General features: G+C 61.7%; 25 protein-coding genes. 9 read left to right on the forward strand and 16 right to left on the reverse strand.

Going from position 1 to position 23,287, the window contains the following annotated elements:
* The 6 genes from phnK to phnG are packed head-to-tail and all read right to left on the reverse strand — an operon-like array spanning position 1 to position 4,318.
* Entirely contained in the window at positions 1-771 is a 771-nt protein-coding gene (phnK, locus tag So717_RS06870; RefSeq protein WP_159975464.1) for a phosphonate C-P lyase system protein PhnK, read from the reverse strand.
* On the reverse strand, positions 768-1,625 hold the full coding sequence (locus tag So717_RS06875) for an alpha-D-ribose 1-methylphosphonate 5-phosphate C-P-lyase PhnJ (RefSeq protein WP_159975465.1): 858 nt from the start codon (positions 1,623-1,625) through the stop codon (positions 768-770). The genes phnK and So717_RS06875 overlap by 4 nt, the downstream gene beginning before the upstream one ends.
* Complete coding sequence (locus tag So717_RS06880) at positions 1,622-2,215, reverse strand: HAD family hydrolase (protein WP_159975466.1); 594 nt, start codon at positions 2,213-2,215, stop codon at positions 1,622-1,624. Before So717_RS06880 ends, So717_RS06875 begins: the two co-directional genes overlap by 4 nt.
* On the reverse strand, positions 2,212-3,300 hold the full coding sequence (locus So717_RS06885; protein ID WP_159975467.1) for a carbon-phosphorus lyase complex subunit: 1,089 nt from the start codon (positions 3,298-3,300) through the stop codon (positions 2,212-2,214). Before So717_RS06885 ends, So717_RS06880 begins: the two co-directional genes overlap by 4 nt.
* On the reverse strand, positions 3,300-3,863 hold the full coding sequence (gene phnH / locus So717_RS06890; RefSeq protein WP_159975468.1) for a phosphonate C-P lyase system protein PhnH: 564 nt from the start codon (positions 3,861-3,863) through the stop codon (positions 3,300-3,302). Before phnH ends, So717_RS06885 begins: the two co-directional genes overlap by 1 nt.
* Positions 3,863-4,318 carry a phosphonate C-P lyase system protein PhnG gene (gene phnG, locus So717_RS06895; RefSeq protein ID WP_159975469.1) on the reverse strand — a complete coding sequence of 152 codons (456 nt, stop codon included), beginning with the start codon at positions 4,316-4,318 and terminating at the stop codon, positions 3,863-3,865. The genes phnH and phnG overlap by 1 nt, the downstream gene beginning before the upstream one ends.
* A gap of 81 nt (positions 4,319-4,399) precedes the next feature.
* On the opposite strand from phnG, the gene phnF reads away from it, so the two are divergent.
* The gene (gene phnF / locus So717_RS06900; RefSeq protein ID WP_159975470.1) at positions 4,400-5,119 is read left to right on the forward strand and encodes a phosphonate metabolism transcriptional regulator PhnF; all 720 of its coding nucleotides are present in this window, start codon (positions 4,400-4,402) and stop codon (positions 5,117-5,119) included.
* On the opposite strand, the gene So717_RS06905 is transcribed toward phnF, so the two are convergent.
* From So717_RS06905 to phnC, 5 genes are all read right to left on the reverse strand, one after another.
* Positions 5,116-5,733 carry an LbetaH domain-containing protein gene (locus So717_RS06905; protein ID WP_159975471.1) on the reverse strand — a complete coding sequence of 206 codons (618 nt, stop codon included), beginning with the start codon at positions 5,731-5,733 and terminating at the stop codon, positions 5,116-5,118. The two genes, phnF and So717_RS06905, sit on opposite strands and share 4 nt — an antisense overlap.
* 196 nt (positions 5,734-5,929) lie before the next feature.
* Positions 5,930-7,243, reverse strand: a complete 1,314-nt coding sequence (gene phnE / locus So717_RS06910; protein ID WP_159975472.1) for a phosphonate ABC transporter, permease protein PhnE — start codon at positions 7,241-7,243, stop codon at positions 5,930-5,932.
* Positions 7,240-8,115: a phosphonate ABC transporter, permease protein PhnE gene (gene phnE / locus So717_RS06915; protein ID WP_159975473.1), complete on the reverse strand. Its 876-nt coding sequence runs from the start codon at positions 8,113-8,115 to the stop codon at positions 7,240-7,242. Before phnE (So717_RS06915) ends, phnE (So717_RS06910) begins: the two co-directional genes overlap by 4 nt.
* A 64-nt stretch (positions 8,116-8,179) precedes the next feature.
* The gene (gene phnD / locus So717_RS06920) at positions 8,180-9,091 is read right to left on the reverse strand and encodes a phosphonate ABC transporter substrate-binding protein (protein ID WP_159975474.1); all 912 of its coding nucleotides are present in this window, start codon (positions 9,089-9,091) and stop codon (positions 8,180-8,182) included.
* Between the two features lie 40 nt (positions 9,092-9,131).
* Entirely contained in the window at positions 9,132-9,965 is an 834-nt protein-coding gene (gene phnC / locus So717_RS06925; protein WP_159975475.1) for a phosphonate ABC transporter ATP-binding protein, read from the reverse strand.
* 219 nt (positions 9,966-10,184) lie between these two features.
* On the opposite strand from phnC, the gene So717_RS06930 reads away from it, so the two are divergent.
* Entirely contained in the window at positions 10,185-10,478 is a 294-nt protein-coding gene (locus So717_RS06930) for a hypothetical protein (protein WP_159975476.1), read from the forward strand.
* 433 nt (positions 10,479-10,911) lie between these two features.
* Here So717_RS06930 and So717_RS06935 read toward each other — a convergent pair whose 3' ends face one another.
* Positions 10,912-11,781: a DMT family transporter gene (locus So717_RS06935; protein WP_159975477.1), complete on the reverse strand. Its 870-nt coding sequence runs from the start codon at positions 11,779-11,781 to the stop codon at positions 10,912-10,914.
* Between the two features lie 109 nt (positions 11,782-11,890).
* Between So717_RS06935 and So717_RS06940 the strand changes: the two genes are divergently transcribed.
* Together So717_RS06940 and ppk2 are read left to right on the forward strand one after the other, a co-directional pair.
* Positions 11,891-12,526, forward strand: a complete 636-nt coding sequence (locus So717_RS06940; RefSeq protein ID WP_159975478.1) for a LysE family translocator — start codon at positions 11,891-11,893, stop codon at positions 12,524-12,526.
* 67 nt (positions 12,527-12,593) lie between these two features.
* Positions 12,594-13,394, forward strand: a complete 801-nt coding sequence (gene ppk2, locus So717_RS06945) for a polyphosphate kinase 2 (RefSeq protein ID WP_159975479.1) — start codon at positions 12,594-12,596, stop codon at positions 13,392-13,394.
* Between the two features lie 80 nt (positions 13,395-13,474).
* Here the strand turns inward: ppk2 and So717_RS06950 are convergent, their stop codons facing one another.
* The 3 genes from So717_RS06950 to ade all read right to left on the reverse strand — a co-directional run bounded on the left by So717_RS06950 (position 13,475) and on the right by ade (position 17,165).
* Positions 13,475-13,762 (reverse strand): HU family DNA-binding protein, encoded by a 288-nt coding sequence (locus So717_RS06950; RefSeq protein ID WP_159975480.1) that lies wholly within the window; start codon positions 13,760-13,762, stop codon positions 13,475-13,477.
* Positions 13,763-13,902: 140 nt separating this feature from the next.
* Positions 13,903-15,366, reverse strand: a complete 1,464-nt coding sequence (locus tag So717_RS06955) for an AMP nucleosidase (RefSeq protein ID WP_159975481.1) — start codon at positions 15,364-15,366, stop codon at positions 13,903-13,905.
* Positions 15,363-17,165: an adenine deaminase gene (ade, locus tag So717_RS06960; protein WP_159975482.1), complete on the reverse strand. Its 1,803-nt coding sequence runs from the start codon at positions 17,163-17,165 to the stop codon at positions 15,363-15,365. The genes So717_RS06955 and ade overlap by 4 nt, the downstream gene beginning before the upstream one ends.
* A gap of 52 nt (positions 17,166-17,217) precedes the next feature.
* Between ade and So717_RS06965 the strand changes: the two genes are divergently transcribed.
* From So717_RS06965 to So717_RS06985, 5 genes are all read left to right on the forward strand, one after another.
* Positions 17,218-17,637: a VOC family protein gene (locus So717_RS06965; RefSeq protein WP_159975483.1), complete on the forward strand. Its 420-nt coding sequence runs from the start codon at positions 17,218-17,220 to the stop codon at positions 17,635-17,637.
* A 72-nt stretch (positions 17,638-17,709) separates the two neighbouring features.
* Entirely contained in the window at positions 17,710-18,465 is a 756-nt protein-coding gene (locus So717_RS06970) for a class II aldolase and adducin N-terminal domain-containing protein (RefSeq protein ID WP_159975484.1), read from the forward strand.
* 128 nt (positions 18,466-18,593) lie between these two features.
* Positions 18,594-19,847: a glycosyltransferase gene (locus So717_RS06975; RefSeq protein WP_159975485.1), complete on the forward strand. Its 1,254-nt coding sequence runs from the start codon at positions 18,594-18,596 to the stop codon at positions 19,845-19,847.
* A gap of 42 nt (positions 19,848-19,889) precedes the next feature.
* Positions 19,890-20,768 carry an SDR family oxidoreductase gene (locus So717_RS06980; RefSeq protein WP_159975486.1) on the forward strand — a complete coding sequence of 293 codons (879 nt, stop codon included), beginning with the start codon at positions 19,890-19,892 and terminating at the stop codon, positions 20,766-20,768.
* Positions 20,769-20,787: 19 nt separating this feature from the next.
* Positions 20,788-21,348 carry an exopolysaccharide biosynthesis protein gene (locus So717_RS06985; protein ID WP_238840707.1) on the forward strand — a complete coding sequence of 187 codons (561 nt, stop codon included), beginning with the start codon at positions 20,788-20,790 and terminating at the stop codon, positions 21,346-21,348.
* Between the two features lie 4 nt (positions 21,349-21,352).
* On the opposite strand, the gene dxs is transcribed toward So717_RS06985, so the two are convergent.
* Positions 21,353-23,284, reverse strand: a complete 1,932-nt coding sequence (dxs, locus tag So717_RS06990; protein ID WP_159975487.1) for a 1-deoxy-D-xylulose-5-phosphate synthase — start codon at positions 23,282-23,284, stop codon at positions 21,353-21,355.
* Positions 23,285-23,287 lie beyond the last annotated feature (3 nt).

Raw genomic sequence — 23,287 nt, forward strand, 5'->3', positions numbered from 1 at the left:
TCACACCTGCAAGACGGAGCTGACAAGAAGTTGGCTGTAGGCGTGCTGCGGGTCATCGAGCACCTGATCGGTCAGACCAGCCTCGACCACGCGGCCCGACTTCATCACCATCAGGCGGTCGGCCAACAGGCGCACCACGGCAAGGTCATGGGTTACGATGATCGCCGACAGCCCCATGTCGCGCACCAACCCGCGCAGCAGATCCAGAAGCCGCGCCTGCACCGACACGTCCAGCCCACCTGTGGGTTCATCCATGAACACCAGACGCGGCCCGGTCACCAGGTTGCGCGCGATCTGCAGGCGTTGCTGCATGCCCCCCGAGAAGGTTGTGGGCCGGTCATCGACGCGGGTCGCATCAATCTCGACCCGCTCAAGCCAATCGGTGGCTTTGTCGCGGATGTTCCCATAATGGCGCTCGCCCACGGCCATCAGCCGCTCACCAACGTTGCCCCCTGCCGACACACCCATGCGCAACCCGTCCCGGGCATGCTGGTGCACAAAGGCCCAGTCGGTCCGGGACAGCATCCGCCGTTCGGGTTCCGAGAGGGTCACGGTATCTTTGGGGCCATCAGCGCGCGTGTCAAAGACCACCTCACCTCTATCCGGGGTCAGGTGCCCGGCCAGACAGTTAAGCAGCGTGGATTTGCCCGACCCGCTTTCACCCACGATGCCCATGACCTCACCGGGGTAGAGATCAAACGACACATCGGCACAGCCGACATAGGCGCCATAGTTCTTGGTGATGCCGGAGACAGAGAGCAAAGCTGTCATGCCGCGTCCTTTCCTCTGTGCCCAGCCGCCTGCCGCGCCTCGCAATAGTCAGTGTCGGAGCAGACAAACATCCGACCACCCGCATCATCCATGATCACCTCATCGAGATAGCTGTCCTCAGCCCCGCACATCCCGCAGGGGTGATCGGCTTTTGAGGCCTCGAAAGGGTGGTCTTCGAAATCGAGGCTGACGACGTGTGTATAAGGCGGCAATGCATAAATACGTTGCTCTCGCCCGGCCCCGAACAATTGGATCGCTTCCATACCGTCCAGCTTCGGGTTGTCGAATTTGGGGATCGGGGACGGGTCCATCACATAGCGCCCCTCGACCTTCACCGGGTAGGCATAGGCGGTCGCGATATGGCCGTGTCTGCTGATGTCCTCATAGAGCTTCACATGCATCAGCCCGTATTCCTCAAGACTGTGCATCTTGCGCGTCTCGCTCTCGCGCGGCTCAAGAAAGCGCAGCGGCTCGGGGATTGGCACCTGGTAGACAAGGATCTGCCCTGCGCTCAGGGGGTCTTCGGGGATGCGGTGGCGGGTCTGGATCACGGAGGCATCGGCGGTCGTGGTGGTCGTCTCCACGCCTGCAGTCCGTTCAAAGAAGGTGCGGATCGAGACCGCATTGGTCGTGTCATCCGCGCCCTGATCGATCACCTTGAAGGTATCCTCGGGCGTCAGAATGGCGGCTGACACCTGCACGCCGCCGGTGCCCCAGCCATAGGGCATCGGCATCTCGCGGCTGGCAAAGGGCACCTGATAGCCGGGGATCGCCAGACCTTTGAGGATGGCACGGCGGATCATCCGCTTGGTCTGCTCATCGAGATAAGCGAAATTGTAGGCCTGATCGGTCATAGAAGCCCCCGTGCCTTGAGGCCAGTTTCAAGCGCACCAGGCCCGGTGAAATGGATGGCATCCATGCCAGCGGCCTTCGCGCCGAGGCAATTGTGCATTCCGTCGTCGGTGAAGATGCAGTCCGCTGCCTCTACACCCGCCTCGGCACAGAAATGGCGGTAAATTGCAACACTTGGCTTCACCATGCCGACCTTGCCGGAAACGATTGTGGTCTCAAAAACCTCGGCCAACTCGGGATGCGCCCGGCAGCCTTCGGGCCAGGTCTCAGCTGACCAATTTGTGATGGCGAAAACCCGCACACCTGCGTCTTTGAGGGCGTATAGAATGTCCCATGTTCGGGAAATCTTGTTTGGAACCGTTTGCGCATAGCGCGCGACATATTGTGCCAGGCGTTTGCCATCCTCTGCATCTGTCAACGCACGCGCCGCGTCAAAGAAGGACGTGCCCGCATCGCAGGCAAAGTTCAGTTTGTCGAAGTTGATGCGCTGCAAGAAAGCCTTGGTTTCTGCCGCTCCCAGATCGTCGTGCCAGGCCAGGGCCGGGTCCCAGTCGATCAGGACCGCGCCAATATCAAAGACAACATGTTTCACTCTGCAGCCTCCTGCACCTGAGCCGCGCTCGCTTCGCGACGCAGCTTGCGCACCAGCTCCAGCTCTGACTGAAAGTCGACGTAGTGCGGCAGCTTGATGTGCTCCAGAAAGCCAGTCGCCTGAATGTTGTCCGCGTGGTAGAGTACAAACTCCGCATCCTGCGCAGGCGCGCCCACATTGTCTTCGCCCAGCTCTTCCCAACGCAGCGCACGATCAACAAGCGCCATGGAGATCGCCTTACGCTCGCTCTGGCCAAAAACCAGGCCATAGCCGCGCGTGAATTGCGGCGGTTCGGTCTTGGACCCTTTGAACTGGTTCACGGTTTCGCACTCGGTCAGGCTGACGTCGCCGATCTCGACGGCAAAGCCCAACTCGGGGATGTCCATCTCAACGGGCACGGTGCCGATGCGCAACTCGCCCACAAAGGCATGGTTCCGGGCGTATCCCCGCTGTGTCGAATAGGCGAGCCCTAGGGTGAACCCTTCATCCGCACGGCTCAGCGCTTGCAGGCGCAGCGCCCGGTCAGCGGGCATTTCCAGCGGCTCCCGCGTCAGATCGGGAGGGGGTGTATCGTCATGCGGGGCCTCTTCGATCAGGCCCTCGCGGTTCAGGAACTCAGTCACGTGAGGCACGTCACCCGGTTCAGCCTCCCGCGTGGGCGCTTCCGGCTGGCCCCCATCCGCGGCCAGTTTGAAATCCAGCAAGCGATGTGTGTAGTCGAACGTCGGCCCAAGCACTTGACCGCCCGGCAGGTCCTTGAACGTCGCCGAGATGCGTCGATCACAGGCCATCGCCCCGGTATCGACTGGTTCTGACGCGCCAAAACGCGGCAAGGTCGTGCGATAGGCGCGGATCAGAAAAATCGCCTCGATCAGGTCGCCCCGCGCTTGCTTGATCGCCAGCGCTGCGAGATCCGGATCATAAAGCGAGCCCTCAGCCATCACGCGGTTGACCGCGAGGCTCAGCTGCTCGCGGATCTGCGTGATGCTGAGTTCGGCGACGTCGGTGTTGCCCCGGCGCTCTTCGGCGAGCCAGGCATGGGCGTTTGCAATCGCCCGTTCACCGCCTTTGACAGCCACATACATCAGCAGACCTCTATCGTTCTGGGCAGTGCTGCAAGCTGGCTGCCGCTGGTGAAAATGAAGTCGAGCCCCAAGGGAAACAGGGCCGTGTTGGCCTGCAACGCCCCCACATCTGGTAATGACAGCGACGCAGTGTCCTTGATGCCAGGGCCAGTAAGCGTTGTGCCCGATGCCACAAGCCCTGCGCCGTCCACGACCAGCGTTGCTGAGCGATCCGGGTAGTCCGGGGTGCCGATGGGATAGGCATGTAGCGGCATCAAAGCCTCCCAGCGGCCCAGGGCGAACATGCAGTGTGACGGCCCCGTCAGCGGCGCGCCAGTATGAAAGGCCAGCCATGCGCGCACCGCGTCGCAATCCGCCTCTCCAGCCAGATAAATCGGGGTCTCGCTGTCGCAGAGTGTGAGAAGAACGGCTCCCGCAGCCTTGGACAAGGGGGCTGGTGGTTCTGCACCACTGATGTCGTGAATAGTACCCGGGCGCGCCATCGCTTCCATCACACTGCGGAAGGCGTGGGCCGATTGGATGGCCGGGTCGGCAAAGCCGCCGCACAGGGTTTCAGCCTGCATCAATCCTCTCCTCTGGCCAGTGTGAAGAACTCGACCTTGGTCGCTGCGGCCTTTGCGGCGCGTGCAGCCTTTGTAGCCCGCTGCTCGTCTGCGAGTGGCTCCAGCACGGTTTCGCGCAACCGGCGCGCCGCGTCCGTTTGCATCAGCGCATCGACCAGCGCTGCCGCTTCGGCATCCCCCTGGCGGCGGCCCTGAATATACGCATGGCCCACTTCGCCGGTTCTCAGCGTCAGCGCGCATCGTGTGACCGTCATCTCACCCAGATTGAACGGCGCGCCAGTACCGCCCATGCGGCCACGCACCATGGTGCTGCCGATCTCGGGCGCGCGCAGCCAGGTGAAGGCGGGACGGCTCATTGCTGCGTCCAAAAGAGCCGCGACTCGGCCTTCGGGCGCCTTTGCCATCAGGCTCATCCAGGCCCTGCGCGGGTTTTCCTGACCCAAAGTGTCTTTCATCTCGACAACTTTCGTACATACTATACAACTATACTTATCTTATCAGATTCGGCCTTTCATGACAGAGGGTATTTGTGAATTTTGCGTAACACTGCCGCCAAGACCCCGATCTGGAAGGCCATCGCGGACACGTTGCGCGGTGATCTGGCCGAAGGCCGCTATAGCCCCGGTGACAAGCTGCCGACGGAGGCCGACTTGGCGGAGCGCTTTGGCGTCAACCGTCATACGGTGCGTCACGGCATCTCCGCATTGGTCGATGAAGGTCTGATCCGCACGCGGCGCGGGGCGGGGGCCTTTGTTGCGGCGACGCCCACGGATTATCCGATTGGGCGGCGGGTGCGGTTTCATGAAAACCTGATCGCGGCGGGGCGCCGCCCGGAAAAGCGCGTCCTGCAGGTCGAACACCGGGCAGCGACAGACGGTGAAGCGCGGGCGCTGGCGATTTCCCCTGGCGATCCGGTCTGCGCCTATCACGGCCTGTCACTGGCCGACGGGCAAGCCATCGCGCTTTTTGAGAGCCTGTTCCCATTGGCCCGCCTGCCAGGCATCGGGACCGCATTGGCCGAGACAAGCAGCGTGACGCAGGCGTTGAACAGTGTCGGCGTCGCTGACTACACGCGCGCCTCCACACGGCTGACGGCGGTGCGCGCGTCGGCCACCCAGGCCCTGCATTTGCAGGTTGCCGAAGGGGATCCGCTGCTCAGGTCGTCCGGGGTCAACATCGACGAAGGCGGTTTACCGGTGGAGTACGGCCGGACGTGGTTTGCAGGTGACAGGGTGACGCTGACGCTGGACATCTAGCCTTTGTATTTCTCCAGAAAGGCCTCGGCCCGCAGCGCGCGGAAGTCCTCAAGCGCTCTGCGCAGCGCATCATGGGGCCAATCCCACCAGGCCAGCGCGATCAGCCGGTCCGCAATGGCGCGCGGTTGACGCGCGCGCAAGTCCTTGGCCGGGGTGCCAGCGACAATGGTGTAAGGGTCAACGTCTTTGGTGACCACGGCCCCTGCCGCGACTACGGCGCCGTGTCCCAATGTGACCTCGGGTTTGATCATGGCACCCGCACCGATCCAGGTATCGTGGCCAATGTGAGCCACGCGTGACTTGCGGTATGCAAAAAAGTCGGCGTCCCGGCTCGCATCATCCCAATAGTCCTCCGACCGATAGAGGAAATGGTGGCAGGCGGCGGTGTGCAGCGGGTGGTCGGTGGCTCCGATCCGGCTGAAGGCTGCGATGTTGGCAAACTTGCCGATCTGCGCGTTGGCGATGTCGGCATAGCGGTCACAGTAGCTGTAGTCGCCGAAGGCCGAATGCGCGACGCGGCTGCCTTTGCCAATCTCGACATAGGCCCCAAATGTGCTGTCCGTGATTTCACAGTCGGGATGCAAGACCGGGGTCTCAGGCGACAGGCGCGGCATGATCAGACCTCTGTTTCTTTGGCGGTCAAATGGACGATCTTCCCGGTATTAGGCATCGCGCGTTGGTCTGGCCCGGCGACACTCTTGGCGGCGACCGCACTGGGCTTATCGCGCGCGCCCTGCCCAGCCCCGATTGCAATGGCCAGACCTGTGGCTCCGCCCCTGCGGTTGCTGCTCAAGATCAGACGACGCGCCATCAGTCCTTGCGCCCGATCATTTTGCCGCGCAGCCAACCGGAGACCCAATCCATGAACATGACCATGGCGATGATCAGCATGATGTAATAGGCGACCTCTTCCCAGTCCTTCTGGGTCTGGATGGCCTGCGTCAGCATCAGGCCAATGCCGCCGCCGGTGATTGCGCCGATGATTGTGGCCGAGCGTGTGTTGGATTCCAGAAAATACAGGATCTGCGCCAATAGAACCGGAACCACCTGTGGGATGACCCCAAACCGATAGCGTTGCAGCGGTTTGGCACCGGTGGAGGACACGCCCTCTATCTGTTTCTGGTCGACATTCTCCAAGGCTTCGGAGAAGATTTTGCCAAAGGTGCCCGTGTCGGTGATCAGGATTGCCAGCGCCCCGGTCAACGGCCCCGGACCAAACGCGCGCGCCAGCACCACCGTCCAGATCAACGCATCCACCCCGCGCACGAAGTCAAAGAGGCGACGGGTTGCGGCGCGCAGCAGCATGATTGGCGAAAACCGTTTGGCAGCCAAAAAGGCCAGCGGCAAAGCGATGAGCGCGGCCCCCATTGTGCCAAGAAAGGCCATCAGGATTGTCTCGCCAATCGCCCAGACCACGTCTTTGTGGCGCCACATGGCATTGTTCCACCAGTCCGAGACCGCGCCCGGGATGTTGCCGCGCGCGGGGTCGATCCGGTCGCCGAACAGGATCGTGCCGAGGCTCTGCCCGTGGTAGGGGCTGTCCAGTGTGAACCAGAACAGCTCCCAACCGGGGAAGTAATTGAACACCTCTGTGCGCGCGCCGGTGAGGGTGATCCGCCCCTCGGGCGTGGTGATGCTGATCCGTCGGCTGGAGGCGGAGATCCAGTCAGGCAGATCCTGCGGCAAATTGCTTGTCAGCTTCCGGCCTTCGGCCTGCACGTCGATCAGCGGCAGCCCCGGGATCTCGATCTCGGTTCTGTTGTCCGGCAGGTAGCGTACAACATGCTCACCGCCGAGCGCGATGGTGATCACCTCGTCGCCACTAACCCACGCGGGGCGCTGGCCGTCCGGGTAGGTGCCTTTGCGTTCGCCTTCCACGGCATATGTGATGTCGCCTGAGCGGTTGTCGCGCGTCACATGCACCTTGTGCGACCAGCTATCGGAGGCCAGCGTGATGGCGTTGTCGAGGTTCGCGCGCTGCGCCAGGCCCGGCAGGTCGAAGGCAAAGAAGATATAGGCAAGGTAGAGCGTGACCACACCCGGAATGCCAAAAGCCATCAGGCGTTTGCGCCGAAACAGGGTGTCGGCCTCCTGCTTGGTCAGGGTCAGATCGGCTGTGGTCATTGGCCCTGTCCTTCCGTCAGTCGGTTGCGGTAGCGGCTGGAGACCTGGTCAAAGAACACGATGGTTCCGAACAGGAGGATGAAGATCGCACCCGCCTCGTCGAACCGGCCCGGACCCCAGGCCATGGCATTGCGCAGCTCATAACCCAGACCACCCGCGCCCACGAAGCCGAGAATGGCGGAGGCGCGAATGTTGATCTCGAACCGCAGCAGCGCGTAGCTGATGTAATTCGGCGCAACTTGTGGCAGCACGCCGAGCACCATGCGTTGTGACCACGTCGCCCCGGTCGAGGCGAGACCTTCGACCGGCTTCAGATCCGCGTTTTCGGCCACTTCAGAGAACATCTTGCCAAGCGCGCCTGCTGTGTGAATTGCGATGGCGATCATCGCGGGCACAGGCCCGCCGCCCAGCACGAAGATCAACATCAGCGCGATCACGATCTCCGGCACCGCGCGCATGATGTCCGAGATCCGGCGAAACAGGGGGATCAGGCGTGGCCATTTGGCAAGTCCGCGCGTTCCGAGCAGGGACAGCACCAAACCTCCCATGCCGCCGATCAGGGTCGAGACGGCAGCGATATTCACTGTTTCAACCAATGCCGGGACATACTTGAGGATAAGGGCAGGCAGATCGGCACGCTTTTCCCAGGCCTCGGTCAGCACTTCGGCCGGGTAATCTCCGATCTGGTGCAGGCCGTCCCAAAAACCGCCTGCATTGCGGTCATCCGCGATGTTGAACCCGGACGCCATGAGAATGACGAAAATCAACAGGGTCAGGCCGCCATAGAGCCTGCGGCGTTGAACCTGCGCCATGTAGCTGGATTGAATGGTATCTATGCCTTGTGGCGCAGACCCCAGTGCCGCGTCTGACATGCCCCGACCCCCCAAAAAAAGACCGGCGGCCCCGAAGGGCCACCGGATACGTCATGAAAATGACTTAGCCGCCGATCTTGGCTTTGCGGGCCTCGACGATGGAAATGTAGGTCTCGTGCGTCACCGGCTGAGCGCCGAGGTTGTCGCCTGCGAAGACGCCATAAGAGCAATCGGCGTCGGTTTCATAGAGGTTGTCCATCAACTCTGTCATTTTGGCTTTTACGTCGTCTGGCAATGCGCTGCGCAGAACGATGGGGCCTTCCGGGATGACATCGGATTTCCAGATCTGCACCAGCTCATTCATGTCGACCAGACCGGCATCAACCGCGCGGCGCAGCGCGCCGGAGTTGTAACCGTCTTCCCAGTTGCCCTGGCCGTCGGCCCAGGTGACGCCACCATCAATGTCACCATTGTTGACGGCGACGATGGTCTGCTCATGGCCGCCGGTGAATTTGACTTCGCCGAAATACTCACCGGACTCCATGGTGATGCCCGCTTTGTACTGCGGGATCTCGATGGAGGGGATCAGGTAGCCGGAGGTGGAGTTCGGATCACCGAACCCAAACACTTTGCCTTCCATATCGTCCAGCGATGTCACGCCGCTGTCCTTGCGCGCAAATCCGATGGAGTGATAGCCGATGGAGCCGTCAAGGTTGACCTTGACCAGCACAGGCTCAACCGCGTTCGGGTCTTGCAGGTAGGTGGCGGCATAGGACGAGGCCCCCAGCCAGGCCATATCGAGCGTACCGCCGAGCAGACCCTGGATGACGCCGTTGTAGTCTGCGGGGGCGAACACCTTTGTCTCAACACCCAGCGCTTCACTCGTGTAGTCGACAAGGCACTGATAGTTGTTGATGCGGTCCTGTGCATTCTCGCCGCCCAGAACACCGATGCGGAATTCGGTGATCTCTTCGGCGAAAGCAGCAGTGCTCAGCGCAGTTGTGGCGGCAAAGGCCAGTGCGAGGGTCTTTTTCATCGTTTTCTCCCTTGGATGTGATGAAGATGGCCCGCGTGGATCACGCGGGGTGAACTGGCTCGGGCGTGGATGTCCGCGCGCGGACCCCCGGCCTGTCCAGTGTCTCGATTTCGGTCGAGGTCGCCGCCTCGGAAAAATCCGCGCCCGCGCCATAGATGTCACGCGCCACACCGGTGGTGAGCTGCGCGGGGGTGCCGTCAAAGACGATGCGCCCGTCGCGCATGCCGATGACCCGGTCGCAATACCGCCGTGCCGTATCGAGCGTGTGCAGATTGGCGATGACCATGCGCCCGTCTTCCTCGTGAATGGTCCGCAGTGACTGCATCACAACTTGAGCGTTCATCGGGTCAAGGCTTGCGATTGGTTCATCGGCCAGAATGATCTTGGGGTTCTGCATCAGGGCCCGGGCAATGGCGACGCGTTGTTGCTGGCCACCGGACAGCGCTTCGGCCCGCTTGGGTGCCTGTTCGGCGATCCCCAGCCGGTCAAGGATCTCGATGGCCTTGTGGATGTCCGACTGCGGGTAGAGGTTGAACATGGTCGACAACGTCGACCGTCTGTTCAGGGTCCCGTGCAGCACGTTCGACACCACGTCCATCCGGGGCACCAGGTTGAATTGTTGAAAGATCATTGCACAGCGGGACTGCCAATGCCGCTTGGCCGCCCCGCGCAGCGCCGTGATCTCTTCGCCCTCGAATGTGATCGTGCCCTCGGAGGCATCACTGAGCCGGTTGACCATACGCAGCAAAGTCGACTTGCCTGCTCCGGACCGACCGATGATCCCGATCATTGTCGGTTTGTCGACAGAGATGGTGGCCGCATCCACGGCCGTCTTGTCCCCGAACCGCTTTGTGAGCCTATCGATTTGCAGCATATCGCCCCCAATGTTCGAGAGGCGGGTATGAGACCAAAGCGACAGCTTCGTGACAATTGCGTTTCAGTTTTCTAACAACTGCACAACGGAACTGTGACACTGCGCCTGAATCCGCAAATGCACAACATCCGCACCACCTATGGTGGGATTGGGCCATTTTTATCCACTGCCCGTCATAAATCTGTTACATATTATGCTCTGAACAGCTAGCGTTCGATCATGAGCTTTCGTCTTGCCTTTCTCCTCTGCGCCTGCGTCGCGCTTCCAACATTGTCACAGGCGCGCATGTCGGACGTGAGCTGCGACGACAGCGCCCGAATGACCGAGACCCTGAAAGAGGTTTGGGGGGCTGAGCGTCAGGGCATGGGGCTGCGCGACCCGGAAACAATGCTGGAAATCTGGGTCACATCCCACAATGGCGAATGGCTCATCGTGCAAAGCTACGCAAACGGCACCTCTTGCATTGTGGCCATGGGCGCACATTGGGAAGGGTCGCGGGCGAACCCGGCATAGGCCGCTGCTTATGCGTCCGTGACGTTTCCAAATGTTTTGTCAGCCTCGGGTTCTCTGGTCAGACCCCGCTCTTTTTTGCTTGGATGTGTGTCGTGATGCAGACCTGCGCTGCATCGGCGCCTACAATTAGCTGAGCGCCGACCGGCAAAGGCGCTACACTCCACATGAGACATCGGTTGCCACAGCGGGCCACATCCGCAAGCGGAGATTGCCGTCATCAAGGAACGCCTCGGCGCGCGGGAGACAGGTTGGAGGATCCGCCATCGGGGGTGTCCCAAGACCAACGGGTTTGTTTTGGGACATGCGCTCTCGGTTAGAGCTGTCGGGAAAACCAATCTCCTTTGCGGCCTTTGAAAGACAGGCGGGTGGAAACCGGCGCATTTCTTTGTCGCTGCGCTGATTTTCTACGGAGGTGTCGGTTGCCAGTGTCTTGCTACGCCGTCCTTTGCCGCGACAGCTGCACGGCGAGGATACCAAGGGCGATGATGGCCACGCCCAGCATATCGAGCGCGCCCAGGGTTTCGCCCAGCAACAGTGCTGCGACGGCGACGCCAAGGAACGGGTTGAGGAAGTGGAAGGTTGCCGCACGTGTGGCACCAATGCGGTTCACGAGCCAAAACCAAACGAAAGTGGCTGCCAGCCCCGGCACCAGTGTCGTATAGGCGAAAGCGGCGAGCAGCGGCCAGCTTGGTGCGATGCGCGGCGTCTCGAGCAGCACCGTTGCCAGCGCCAGTGCCGCACAGCCCACCAGCATCTGCAGGCCGACGATCATCAGGAAATTTCCACCCGACGTGGCCCCGCGCACCGACAAGGTCGCAATGGTCAGTGCGACTACGCCGATACCGCAGAGCATCAGCCCATAGAGGTCGACCCCGCCGGTGACGCGCGTGCCCATGATCAGACCGACGCCGATGATCCCCGCGATAAGCCCCGCAATGCCGAGCGGCGGCAAGCGGTCGTTCAGAAACAACCACCCTGCAAGAGCCACCAGCAGCGGCATGGTGGAGGCGATGATGGCAGCAACCGAGGCCTCGATGGTCTGCATCGCTACGAAGTTCAGCCCGAGATAGACGGCGTTCTGCAGGATGCCGAAGATGATGGTCGCGCGCCATTGGCTGCGCGTCAGCTTCCAGGACTGGCCAAGCGCCTTCGCAATCGCCACGCCAAGCAGCCCGGAGATCAGGTAGCGCAGGGTCAGGGCTGCCAGCGGCGAGGCATCCGCCACGATGATCCGTGCAGACGTGAAGGCTGACGACCACATGAAGGCAAAGGCGAGACCCGCCAATATCGCGCGACTGTCCATGACGCCCCTGATGTGGTTTCTTGGGGACCATTTCCGAAAACCCCGATCAGGGCAAGCAGGCTTGTCCGGCCCGCAGATCGGTGTCATCACGCCTTGCGGGAGGGCTGAGGTGCTGATTGATCCAAATGTGTTGGCAGTGTTTCTGACGGCTTCTGTCGCCTTGGCCATGGCGCCCGGGCCGGACAACATCTTTGTGCTCACGCAATCGGCGCTGCATGGGCGGATGGCGGGTGTGATCGTGACGCTGGGGCTCTGTGCGGGCGTGATGGTGCATACAACTGCCGTGGCCTTGGGAGTCGCTGTGATCTTCCAGACCTCAGCCTTGGCGTTTACGCTGCTCAAGCTTCTGGGCGCGGCCTATCTGCTCTATCTCGCGTGGAATGCCGTGCGGGCCGGTGCCGCTGATTTTGGCCAAGCGGGCCACCGCCTTGCCCCGCGTGCGCTGTTTCTGCGTGGCCTGGTGATGAATGTGACCAACCCCAAGGTCGCGATCTTCTTTCTGGCCTTCCTGCCGCAGTTTGCCGACCCCGAGCGCGGGCCGGTAACCCCGCAGATCTTCCTTTTTGGTCTTGCCTTCGTGGTTTGTGCGCTTGCGGTGTTCTGCACCGTCGCTGTTGCCGCAGGATCGCTGGGCGTGTGGCTGAGCCGCAGGCCACGGGCACAGATTATGATCAATCGCGCGGCAGCTGTGGTCTTTGTCGGGCTTGCTGTCCGTTTGCTGGTGTCCCAGCGCTTTGGCAGTTAGACGACGCGCCACGCGTCAGGCTATGCTAGGGTAAGCCACCGGGCATGCCAAAGCGGGGGAGACCAAGATGACCAAAATTTCCAATTCAGCCTATGAGGCGGAGCTTGCAAGGCTGCAGATCGAGCTGGTGAAGCTTCAGGAATGGGTCAGGCACACCGGAGAGAGGATCGCGATTGTCTTCGAAGGGCGCGATGCCGCGGGCAAAGGTGGAACGATCAAACGCATCACCGAAGCGATGAATCCGCGTATTTGCCAGGTGGTCGCCCTACCCGCCCCGACCGAGCGCGAGAAATCGCAGTGGTACTTTCAGCGCTATGTGGCGCATCTGCCTGCCGCAGGTGAGATCATCATTTTTGACCGCTCATGGTACAACCGCGCCGGTGTCGAACGGGTGATGGGGTTTTGCACCGAACATGAGTACCGTGAGTTCATGCGCAGCTGCCCGGAGTTTGAACGCATGCTTGTGCGCTCCGGCATCCGGCTGATCAAATACTGGTTCTCGGTCAGTGACGAGGAGCAGGAACGGCGCTTTCAGAAGCGGCGCACCCATCCGACCAAGCGCTGGAAGCTGAGCCCGATGGATCTGGAAAGCCGCAAGCGCTGGGTCGATTACTCCAAGGCCAAGGACGACATGTTTGCGCATACCGATATCAAGCAATCACCCTGGTATGTGGTGGAGTCTGACGTCAAAAAACACGCGCGGTTGAACTGCATCAGCCATCTGCTGTCGCTCATTCCTTATGAAGATGTCGCGGCGGATGAGATCATTCTGGAGGAGCGCCCGCCCCAGCGTGGCTATGTACGGCCGCCGATGGCGGATCAGACCTTTGTCCCCGACGCCCATTCCAAGCTGATCAAAGCGCAATAGATCGATTTGGTGCGGTGTGATGCAGTCGTAAAAAAAGGCCGCCCGAAGGCGACCTTGAAAAAGTCTCAGCGCAGCGGCGGTTAGCCGTTCACGCTGTCCTTGAGCGCTTTGGCGATGGTCATCTTGACCACCTTGTCCGCGTCTTTCTTGAATTGCTCGCCAGTGGCGGGGTTACGCACCATGCGCTCGGGGCGCTCGCGGCAGTAGATCTTGCCCACGCCGGGCAGGGTTACGGCGCCACCGCCGGAGACTTCGCGTGTGATCAGGTTGCAAACGGCGTCCAGTGCGGCACTTGCGGATTTCTTGTCGGAGCCCATTTCGTCGGCCAGAGCCGCGACCAATTGGGTCTTTGTCATTGGTTTTGCCATGTTCTTGTTCTCCTTATCTGCCCGAACGGTAGGGCCTCATGGCCAAAATCTACCCGGATGTTGTGTATGAACACAACGAATAGTGGAGCAATGCAAGGAAAAACATGCAAAATTAACCTATTTTATGGGGTTTTGGGCCCTCACAGGAACGCCGTCTCTTCGAAGGACCGCAATTTCCGGCTGTGGATGCGTTCCAGGGGCATGCCGCGCAGCTTCTCCATGGCCTGAATGCCGATCAGCAGATGCCGCGTCACTTGCGTTTTATAAAAGTCCGAGGCCATGCCAGGCAGTTTCAACTCGCCATGCAGCGGTTTGTCCGAGACGCAGAGCAACGTGCCATAGGGCACCCGGAAGCGGTAGCCATTGGCGGCGATCGTGGCGCTTTCCATGTCGAGGGCCACGGCACGTGACTGGCTGAGCCGCTGCACCGGGCCGGACTGGTCGCGCAGCTCCCAATTGCGGTTGTCGATGGTCGCGACGGTACCCGTGCGCATGATGCGTTTGAGCTCATAACCTTCGAGCGCCGTCACTTCGGCCACCGCCTGCTCCAGCGCGATCTGGATTTCCGCCAGTGCCGGGATCGGCACCCAGACGGGAAGGTCGTCGTCCAGCACGTGGTCTTCGCGCAAATACGCGTGGGCCAGCACGAAATCCCCCAGCGCCTGAGAGTTGCGCAGCCCGGCACAGTGGCCCACCATCAGCCAGGCGTGCGGGCGCAGCACGGCGATATGGTCGGTCGCCGTTTTTGCGTTTGACGGCCCCACACCGATGTTCACCAGTGTGATGCCGGACCCATCGGCGCGCTTGAGGTGATAGGTCGGCATCTGCGGGGTCTTGACCGCTTCGGTCAGTGGTTCGTCGCCGGTGGTGATCGTCGCGTTGTCGGTGGAGACAAAGGCGGTGTAGCCTGAGGCCGGATCGTCGAGTTGCTGGCGGGCGTAGGTTTCGAACTCGGACACGTAGAACTGGTAGTTCGTGAAGAGCACATGGTTCTGGAAATGCGCAGGGTCGGTGGCGGTGTAATGCGCCAGCCGTGCCAGCGAATAGTCCACACGCTGCGCGGTGAAAGGCGCCAGCGCGCCCACACCGTCCGTTGGCACATAGGTGCCGTTCACGATGTCATCATTGGTGGTGCTGAGGTCCGGCACGTCGAAGACATCGCGCAGTGTGAAGGCTGCAGCACCTTCTTGCGGCACCGTGATGCTGGCGTCATTGGCCACGGCGAAATGCACCGGGATCGGCGTTTCCGACACGCCGATGATCACCGGCTGATCGTGGTTCTCGATCAGCAGCCCGATCTGTTGCGTCAGATAGCTGCGGAAAAGGTCGGGCCGTGTGATTGTAGCGCGGAAGCTGCCGGGGGCGGAGACATGGCCAAAGCTCAGCCGCGTGTCCACCTGCGCAAAGGTCGACGTCTTGAACATGACCTCTGGATAGAAAGCGCGGATGCGGCCCTGTGGCGCGCCGTCACTCATCGCTTTGCTGAAGTGGGCGCAAAGGAACTCGGTCGCCTGTGTGTAAAGCTCTTCCAGCCGGGCAACGGCGGCCTTGGCATCGGTGAATTCTTCGGCCGCAGGGGCTTTGGGGGTCAGGATATCGGTCATGAGAGAGATTCCACAACGGGTATGAATTCAAAACTGCGCACGTCCACAAGGCCGAGGTCAGAGATCCGCAGTTCGGGGATGACGACGAGGGCCAGCAGGGAGTGCTGCATATAGGCGTTGTTGAGCGTGCAGCCACAGGCGCGCATAGCGTCCATCATCCGGTCGGCCTTGGCTGCGACCTCGGCAGCGGGTTGGTCAGACATCAGCCCGGCAATGGGCAGTTCCACCAGCGCCAATTCTTCACCATCCTTGAAGATGACAATACCGCCGCCGACTTCGCCCAACCGGTTCGCGGCCATGGCCATATGCGCGGCATCAGTGCCGACGACAATCATATGGTGGCTGTCATGGGCGACGGTGGAGGCCATGGACATTGGGCCTTTGTAGCCGAAGCCCGAGACAAAGGCGTTGGTCACTTTGCCTGTCGCCCGGTGGCGCTCGACCAGAGCGATCTGCGCCACATCCCCGGTGGCCTGCACGCGGCCTTCGGTCACGGGCAGCTCGAACTGCAGCGCCTTGGTGGGGGCCTGGTTTTCGACCACGCCGATGACGTTTGCGCGCACCGCGTTGGCGCCGGTGGGCGCGGGGATGGTGAAATCGCTCGCCTCCAATATCTTGCCCAGATGCACGGTCTGGCGTGCTTTTGCAGGCCAGTTATAATGCGGGCAGTCCAAGAGGCATGTTCCGTTCTCAGCGACGGTCTGTCCGCGCGCGATTACGGTCTCGATGGGCAGCGTTTTCAGATCCGATGTCAGGATCACATCTGCGCGCCGCCCTGGGGTGAGCGAGCCAATCTCGCGCTCCAGCCCAAAGTGCGTCGCGGTATTGATCGTCGCCATCTGCAACGCCACCAGCGGGTCGCAGCCGCAGTCAATCGCGTGGCGCACGACCCGGTTCATATGCCCGTCATTCACCAACGTGCCGGAGTGGCAGTCATCGGTGCACAGGATCATGTTGCGCGGATCGAGCCCCTTTTCGGTGATCGCGGTGATCTGGCTTTCCACGTCATACCAGGCGGAGCCCAGCCGGATCATCGACCGCATGCCTTGCCGCATCCGCGCAATGGCATCGGCCTCGCAGGTGCCTTCGTGATCATCCGCCGGGCCGCCCGCCACATAGCCTGCGAAGGCTGGGCCGAGGTCGGGCGAGGCGTAGTGCCCGCCCACCGTCTTGCCCGCGACTTGCGTCGCGGCGATCTCGGCCAGCATCTTCGGGTCCGCGTTCGACACGCCGGGGAAATTCATCATCTCACCCAGCCCGATGATGCCGGGCCAGGTCATCGCCTCTGCCACATCCTCGGGGGTGATCTCATAGCCCGTAGTCTCCATCCCCGGGGCAGAGGGCGCGCAGGAGGGCATCTGCGTAAAGATGTTCACCGGCTGCATCAACGCCTCGTCATGCATCATGCGGACGCCGTCGAGGCCCAGCACGTTGGCGATTTCATGCGGGTCGGTGAACATGCTGGTCGTCCCATGCGGGATGACTGCGCGGGCGAATTCGGCAGGCGTCAGCATACCGCTTTCGATGTGCATATGCCCGTCGCATAAGCCGGGGATCATGTAGCGGCCCTCGGCCTCGATGACCTGTGTGTCAAGCCCGATGCAGGGGGACGCGTCCGGCACCACGCAGGCGATGCGGCCTGCCACAATGGCGATGTCATGACCGTCCAGCACTTCGCGGGTATGGACATTGACCCATTTGCCTGCACGAATGACGGTATCGGCGGCGCCGCGCCCGGTTGCCACGGCGATAAGCTGTACTGCGGTGTCGGGCCATGAGGGGAAAGGTGTCTGCGTCATGTCCCTAGGTGCCACGGGATTCTGGGATGTTCAAGCGGGGGGTGCAGGATTGATGGACTATGAAACCGTATCAGCGGATGATTTCGGCAAAAGCCTGCGCGGCATCGGGCTGAACCTGCTTGTGCGTGACGTGCGCGCAACGGCTGATTTTCTGAAAGCCGTGTTCGAGATGGGCGTGCACCGGCTGAGCGCGGATTTTGCCATCATCACCTATGGCGCGCAGGTCTTTCAGCTGCACAGCGACGGCACCTATGCCGCGAATCCGCTGCTGGGGTTGTTGCCTGAAAACCCGCCGCGCGGTGCTGGCATCGAGATCCGTCTCTACGACACCGACCCCGAGGCGGCAGTCGCGCGCGCCGAAGCCCTGGGTGCGGTTGTTCTGCAGCCGCCCACGGACAAGCCGCATGGTCTGCGCGAGGCCTATATCCTCTGTGATGATGGCTATGCCTGGGTGCCAAGCCGCCCGTTGTGACGCGCCAGTTTTTGGACTGGCCTGTTGCTGGCGCCCATGGTCTTATCCGAGCAGACACTGAGGAGATGTACCATGTCCGTTTCGCAGATTCGCCCCAATCTCGACCACTGGCAGGAGCGTGTGGACCTCGCCGCGGCCTTTCGCTGGACTGTGCGGCTGAACATGCATGAAGCCGTCGCCAATCACTTCAGCCTGGCGATCAACGAGGATGGCACCCAGTTCCTGATGAACCCGAACCAGATGCATTTCGCGCGTATCAAGGCATCCGATCTGATCGTGGTCGACGCCAACGACCCGGCCAGCATGGACGGGCCGGATGCGCCCGACCCAACCGCTTGGGGCCTGCACGGCGGGCTGCACCGGCACTGCCCGCACGCGCGCTGTGCCATGCATGTGCATTCGCCTTATGCCACCGCCTTGGCGGTCTTGGCCGACAGCCGCCTGCCACCCGTGGATCAAAACGCCTGCACGTTTTTCAACCGTGTGGTGATTGACGAAAACTACGGCGGGCTGGCCTTTGAGGACGAGGGCGAGCGTTGTGCTCAGCTTTTTGATGACCCCAAAAAGAAGGTCATGGTCATGGGCAACCACGGGGTGATGGTGATTGGCGACACGGTCGCCGACACCTTCAACCGGCTCTATTATTTCGAGCGGGCCTGCATGACCTATATCCTCGCGCTGCAGACGGGCCAGCCTTTGCGAATGCTCCCAGATGAGGTGGCCGAGAAGACCGCGCAGGAGCTTGAGAGTTACCCGGAGCAGGACGCGCGTCATCTGGCAGAGCTCAAGGCGATCCTGGATGACGAGGGCAGCAGCTACGCCGGTTGACCGCTGATCAAGCCCGGAGCTGTGGCAAAAGACGCGCCTCGATCTGGAAAAGTATACGGTCGGTTTGCCAAAACCCGCTCCCTGCGGCTATGACACGGGCAAAATTTTCGTGGATGGTGTGACCCGGTATGAAACTGCTTTTTGTGCATCAGAACATGCCGGGCCAGTACCGCGAGATCGTGCAGTGGTTGCTCGCCACCGGCCAGCACGAGATTGCCTTTCTGACCCAGCGTCGCAATCCGCCGCAGTTCGATGGTATTCGCACCATTGTCTACAAGGCCCATCACCGACCGGCCAAGGATGCCTATGGGCTGTCAAAGGTCTGGGAAGAAGCCACCGGTGCGGGGTTTGGCGCAGCCATGGCCGCGCGCAAGCTGGAGCGGGACGAGGGCTTCAAGCCCGATATCGTCGTCGGCCATGTGGGCTGGGGTGAGCTGACCTTTTTTAAGCAGGTCTGGCCGGATGTGCCGATCATCGGCTACTTCGAATACTACTATACCCTGCTGGGCGGGCTGGTTGGTTTTGACAGTGATGAACCAGTCTCGGAGCACGCGCCCTTCCTGACACAGGCCCGCAACGCCGTGCCGCTGGCCAATATCGAAACGGTAGATCTGGGTCAGTGCCCGACGCTCTGGCAGCGCGACCGCTTTCCCAACAGCTTCCATGACCGTATGTATGTGTGCCACGACGGCATCCGCGCCGACAGGCTGTTGCCAAATGCGGACGCGTCTTTGTCGCTTGGGCGGTTGGAGGTGCCTCTGACCCGCGATGACGAGGTGATCACCTATGTGGCGCGCAATCTGGAGCGGGCGCGGGGCTTTCACATTCTGATGCGCGCGCTGCCGCGTATTCTGCGGGAACGGCCCAACGCGCGGGTGCTGATCATCGGTGGCAACGACGTTTCCTACGGCGGCAAATCCGATAAGCCCGGCGGTCTGCGGGCGGAGATGGAAAAGGAGGTCGGCCACGAAATTGACTGGACCCGGCTGCATTTTCTGGGGCAGATCCCGTATCCGGATTTCCAAAAGCTGGTGCAGCTGAGCCGGTGTCATATCTACCTGACCATGCCTTTTGTGCTGTCTTGGTCGCTGATGGAATCGATGGCGATGCAAGCGACCATCGTGGCCTCGGGCGTGGACCCGGTGCGCGAGGTGATTGCTCATGGCGAGACGGGCCTGCTGGTGGATTTCCATGATCCGGATGCGTTGGCGCAGCAGGTGATCGACGTGGTGTCTGATCCCGGCGCCTTTGCACATCTGGGTCCGGCGGCCCGGTTGCATATTCTTGAGCATCACGATTTCCTGACGCGCTGCCTGCCGGAGCATCTGCGCCGGATCAACGATCTTGTGCCCAACGCCAGAAAGATCGAGAGTCCCGCCTGAGCGTGCCTTGAACCTCCGGCATGGGCAGTCCACCTTGGTCGCATGAGCAAAACCCTTCTTTCCTTTGGCCATGGGTTCAGCGCCAAGGCACTGACCCCGCGTCTTACCCGAAAGGGTTGGCGCGTCATCGGCACGACACGCAGCGCAGAGAAGGCGGCAGCGGTCATGGCAAGCGGGGCTGAGCCGCTGGTCTGGCCCGGCACAGATATCTCGGAGGTGTTGCAGCAGGCGGACGCGCTGCTGATTTCGGCAGGCCCCGGGGCGCACGGCGACCCGGTTCTGAACATGCTGCAGGATCAGATCACCGCCGCCGCATCCCAATTCGACTGGGTTGGGTATCTGTCGACAACCGGTGTTTATGGCGACCATGCGGGCGGTTGGGTTGACGAAAGCACGCCGTTGACGCCGTCAACGAAACGCGGTCAGGCGCGGGTCGAGGCAGAGGCCGCGTGGCAGGCAATCCCCGATCTGAACCTGCATATCTTCCGGCTGGCAGGTATCTACGGCCCCGGTCGGGGGCCGTTTTCCAAGGTGCGCAAGGGCACCGCGCGGCGGATCATCAAAAAGGGGCAGGTGTTCTCGCGGATCCACGTCGAGGATATCGCGCAGGTATTACAGGCCTCGTTGGCGCAGCCCAACCCGGGTGCGATCTACAACTTATGCGATGATGACCCGGCACCGCCACAGGATGTCATTGCCTATGCGGCAGAGCTTCTTGGCGTGCCCTTGCCCCCGGCGGTCGATTTCGAGACCGCTAACATGACGCCCATGGCGCGGAGTTTCTACGCCGAAAGCAAGAAAGTGCGGAACGATCGCATCAGCCGAGAGTTGGGAGTGCAACTGATGTACCCTGACTACCGAACCGGGCTGGAGGCTTTGCTGCGTGAGGAACGCGAGAACGATATCACGACAGAGCTATAGGGATTGGCCACTCACAACCTTGCTGGACGCGGTGGACCGCGCCGCCGAGGACGACACGGTCGAACTGCGCGATGTGGTGGCAGAAATCGGGGACCGGACGATCACGCCGGTGATCCTTGTCGTTGCCCTGTTGCTTGTCTCGCCCCTGTCTGGTGTGCCCGGTATCCCAACCATCTGTGCCATCATCATCATCCTACTATCGCTGCAAGGGCTGGCGGGGCGCCGTTTGTGGTTGCCGCGCTGGATGATGCGGGCCGAGGTCAAGGGGCACCGGCTGCAACAGGCAGTGCAGTGGATGCGCAAACCTGCGGATTGGATCGACCGCAACTCGCACCCGCGCCTGCAATATCTCACCCGGGGGCCCATGCGGCTGCTCATACTCGCGCAATGTGCGGTGATCCCGCTGGGTTGGCCCGCGTTGGAGCTTTTGCCCGGCGTCACCTCCCTTGCAGCTGCAACGGTCGGCCTGTTCGCCTTTGGGCTTTTTGCGCGGGATGGATACTTTGTGATCGCGGGCTACATCGGGATGGTGGCCGTGCCGGTAGGCGCACTGGCCCTGCTGAATGTGGCTGTGCTCTGATATCTCAGGCGCGCGCTTCGCCAATCTGCGCGATGCCCAGAACCTCCAGAACCTTGCTCTCGATCTGTGCGGCGTTCATGCCTGCGACCGCGTACATATCCGCCGGGCTGGCCTGGTCGATGAAGATATCCGGCAGAACCATGGAGCGGAACTTCAGCCCGTGGTCAAACACGCCCTCATCCGCCAGCAATTGCGCCACGTGGCTGCCGAAGCCACCCACAGCCCCTTCCTCAATGGTGATCAGCGCCTCATGATCAGCTGCGAGCTGCAGAACCAGATCGCGATCCAGCGGTTTTGCAAAGCGGGCATCCGCGATGGTGGGGTTGAGGCCGCGCGCACGCAGGGCTTCGGCGGCTTTTTCGACTTCGGCAAGCCGTGTGCCGAAGGACAGCAGGGCGACCCGGGCACCCTGAGCGATCATGCGGCCCTTCCCGATCTCAAGCACCTCGCCGCGTTCCGGCATGTCGACGCCCTGTCCTTCCCCTCGAGGGAAGCGGAAGGCGATGGGGCCGTCATCATGTGCGGCAGCGGTGGCGACCATGTGTTTCAGTTCGGCCTCATCCGCCGCTGCCATGACCACAAAGTCCGGCAGGTTGGCGAGATAGGCAATGTCGAAGGAGCCTGCGTGGGTGGCGCCATCCGCACCCACAAGCCCCGCGCGGTCTATGGCAAAGCGCACTGGCAGGCGCTGGATCGCAACATCATGCACAACTTGGTCGTAACCACGCTGCAGAAAGGTCGAATACATTGCACAGAAGGGCTTCATCCCGCCCGCTGCCAGACCGGCGCAAAAGGTCACCCCATGCTGCTCAGCAATACCCACGTCGAAACAGCGGCTGGGGTAGCGTTCGGCAAAGAGGTTGAGGCCGGTGCCATCGGGCATAGCAGCGGTCACCGCACAGATCTTGTCGTCTTCCGCCGCCTCCTGCAGCAGGCTATCTGCAAAGACGCGGGTATAGCTGGGGGCATTTGACGGTGCCTTCTTCTGCTCGCCCGTCAGCACATCGAACTTCGCCGTGGCGTGCCCCTTGTCGCGCGCCGTCTCGGCGGGGGCGTAGCCTTTGCCTTTCTTGGTCAGCACATGGATCAGGATCGGCCCGGTGGCGCGCGCTTTCACCGTGCGCAGGACGGGCAGAAGCTGGTCCATCTCATGCCCGTCGATCGGCCCGAGGTAGGAAAACCCAAGCTCTTCGAAAAGGGTGCCGCCCACGGCCATGCCCTTTAGCATGTCCTTGGCGCGTTTGGCCCCTTCTCGGAATGGTTCGGGCAGCAGACTGACCGCCCCTTTGGCGGCGGCCTTGAGGTCCTGAAACGGCTCTTCCGCGTAGAGGCGGCTAAGATAGCTCGACATCGCACCCGTCGGAGGCGCAATGGACATCTCATTGTCGTTCAGGATCACGATCAGGCGCTTGCCAAGGTGGCCTGCGTTGTTCATTGCCTCATAAGCCATGCCTGCACTCATCGAGCCATCGCCGATCACCGCAATCGCATCGCCCAGCCCTTCCGGCACCACGCCGCCGAGATCACGCGCCACGGCAAAGCCAAGCGCGGCAGAAATCGATGTGGAACTATGGGCCGCGCCAAAGGGGTCGTAGGGGGATTCCTTGCGCTTGGTGAAGCCACTGAGGCCATCCTTCATGCGCAGCGTGCGGATGCGGTCGCGCCGTTCGGTGAGGATCTTATGCGGGTAACACTGGTGCCCCACATCCCAGATGACCTTGTCGCGCGGCGTGTCGAAGACTGCATGCAGCGCCACGGTAAGCTCCACAACACCTAGTCCCGCGCCCAGATGCCCGCCTGTAACGGAGACTGCCGAGATCGTCTCGGCGCGCAATTCCTGCGCCAGTTGGGTCAGTTGGCGATCAGACAGCGGTTTCATGTCAGCCGGGCGGCGGATGGTGTCAAGCAGCGGGGTGTCGGGTCGATCTGAGCTCATGGG

It is taken from the genome of Roseobacter cerasinus (assembly GCF_009811755.1).
Classification (GTDB): Bacteria; Pseudomonadota; Alphaproteobacteria; order Rhodobacterales; family Rhodobacteraceae; genus Roseobacter; species Roseobacter cerasinus.